At 49.8% G+C, this 2424-nt stretch carries 2 protein-coding genes and 1 pseudogene; 1 reads left to right on the top strand and 2 read right to left on the bottom strand.

From position 1 onward, the window contains the following. A pseudogene (locus KDK13_RS02520) lies at nt 1–256 on the top strand (choline transporter); the annotation flags it as partial. A 68-nt stretch (nt 257–324) separates the two neighbouring features. On the opposite strand, the gene KDK13_RS02515 reads toward KDK13_RS02520, so the two are convergent. Continuing rightward, nucleotides 325–2103: a S8 family serine peptidase gene (locus tag KDK13_RS02515; RefSeq protein WP_257283246.1), complete on the bottom strand. Its 1779-nt coding sequence runs from the start codon at nt 2101–2103 to the stop codon at nt 325–327. Nucleotides 2104–2232: 129 nt separating this feature from the next. Beyond that, nucleotides 2233–2424 (bottom strand): hypothetical protein (locus KDK13_RS02510; RefSeq protein WP_257283244.1); only part of this gene is annotated, 192 nt, incomplete at its 5' end.

Raw genomic sequence — 2424 nt, 5'->3', positions numbered from 1 at the left:
GATTCGCAGGGAGGCTATGGCTCGCGGTGAAACCGGTGCTGATCTGGGCGATGCGCCTGCGGAAATGCTTGAGGAAGTTGAGCGATTAACCCGGGCTGCCATCGAGGCCAATGAGAAGCGGCAGGTGGCTTCTGAATTGGCCCAGCAGGCGCGCATGGCGTTTAATGAGCTGATGCGTCAGAAAGAAGAGGGGCTGCGTGAGCTCGAGCGCCTGCAGGCTAAGGAAGAAATTCTGGTGCGTATGGGCAGGGCTTGATTTTCTGACCCTGGACTTTGCCCGACCCTTTTGTTGAGGGTTGGGCAAGGCGATGCGCTGCTAAAGCGTCAACGATTACGTATAAAAATTAGTGTTTCATCTATCACGATGGCTATTAACACTGTTAATGATAGATTTACAATGATCATTAAAAGATCTTTCGTCCACTGAAACTCACTGCCTGATTGATTACCGGATTCTTCAAGCGCCTGTCCTGCGGCAAAAGCCGCCGCTTTGCCAATATCAAGATGCCCACTACCACAGTAGTCTTTAGTACATCGTTTAATTGAGACTTTGGTAGAAAAAACGGTGTCTATCATGTTGAGGATATTTTTTATGCACGAATCAAGGATATAACACCAGGCAGGTCTTTGAAACGGACGGCTGGTATTCATCAGTATTGCCCGGATGTCATCGGGCGTCAGTCTGCTGTTCACCGAGTGCATCAGGGCTGCAGCCTGAGAGACAAGGGCGGCAGCAGTACTGGTGCCACCCACCCTGGTGAATGACTCGGCCAATAGGGTTGTCTTTCCGGTATTGCTGGTGGTGATAACTCCCTGACCCACAATGGCAGAAATGGTAATGGGTGGGCCGTAGTTGGATTCAGGGGCTAACCAGGATGCTGTGAGCTGTTCACCAACGGCGATGACATGAGGGCAGTTTGAAGGATAATGATTACTGGCTGGCATTGCCTCATTTCCCGCAGAGGCAATAACCGTAATATTTCTCCGGTATAACTCTTTGCACACGGTCTTGAACTTTATACAGTTATCCTCTCCGCCAAGAGAGAGATTAATGACTTTTGCGGGATTAGTATTAAGGGGAACATTGGCAACCGGTATTCCAGAAGCCCATTTTAACGCATTGATCAAGTCTTTATCTGTCCCTGCGCAGCGATTATGGCCCAAATACCGTATGGGTTGAATTTTGATGATATTTTGTAATGGCGAAACATCGTCTTTATAAATAGACGTCCCTGCAATGATTCCGGCAATTTCTGTACCATGCCAACCGCGGAATAAATCCGTAAGGTTTCCCTCATCGGTGGGGGTGCCGTCATAACCATCCCCATCCCGGGCACACTCCGGGTCGCTGATAAAATCATAACCCGGCACCAACCGGTCATTGAGTGCAGTGTGAGGAATAATGCCAGTATCTATAACCGCAACGACGATCGGCGATGGCTGGAGGCTGGTGAGCAGGTTCAGTGTGGAGGTTGAAAAGGTATCCTGACTGGTTTCATGGGAGATGGCAGCAATGCATTGGGAGAGTCGAGGTAATAGTTGGCCGAGCCATCCGGTCCGGGCGTTATGCTCCTTTGGGTTTTGTTGATGATGCGGTTTTACGTGAGGACCACTATTGCGAGTCGCACTGGACCTTTTTTGGCTGGAGGCTTGGTCAACGGTTTGATCGAACAGGTGCTTGAGGTCGGGTAATATATCATCAATATCTGCCTGCCCTGATTCATTACTGTCAAGGTATGCTGGAATAGAGTGATAGCCATTGTGTTGCCGGAAAACGTCGGTGACCGGGCTGGCATTACCCATGTTTACCGGGGGGCTGGTAAGCCAGGGGCTGATATCACATTCCGGTGGGCGGGAGGTATTACGGTTTTGCAGGCTGTTTTGCAGGCCGCTTTGCAAGGAAAGTTGTCTTCTTTCGCTGGCGTGTGCGGGTTGCTGTGTCGAGAAAAGCAGCCCCAGGGCAGTGAGTGTTACTTTCGCTACCCGGTATATTGACCATTTGCTGGGGCTTCTTTCTCTGATATGGCCCTGACAAGTGGGTGAGGGGGACAAGTGGTTATCAAAGCTGATGTATGACCGATCAAAATGATGATTATTTATCATTACTGTCCAAAGAGATCATCAAAAACAAAGCGTATTTGACAGCAAACTAATCCACAGGTTCAACGATCTGTCTGGCAGTGCTCGAAGTCATTATGTGCATTTTCATCAGGTTGACTGCTTGATCAAGCGTCAATTACGGGCAGTCTTTTGCTGGATCTGAGCAGTACGCCTGCGGGGATTGACGACGGATGGACGTTGCAATTGTTTGCCACTGCGAAGCGTCATACCATCATCGACCATCATCACAACAGGGGTGCTTACAAAAATCGTCGTAAAGCATCGCCCAATCGGGCGGTGATATAAGACAGGAGCGCCGGGCCG

The sequence above is a fragment of the Endozoicomonas sp. SESOKO1 genome (assembly GCF_024606265.1).
Lineage (GTDB): Bacteria > Pseudomonadota > Gammaproteobacteria > Pseudomonadales > Endozoicomonadaceae > Endozoicomonas.
This window is presented reverse-complemented; position numbering and strand designations above follow the sequence as displayed.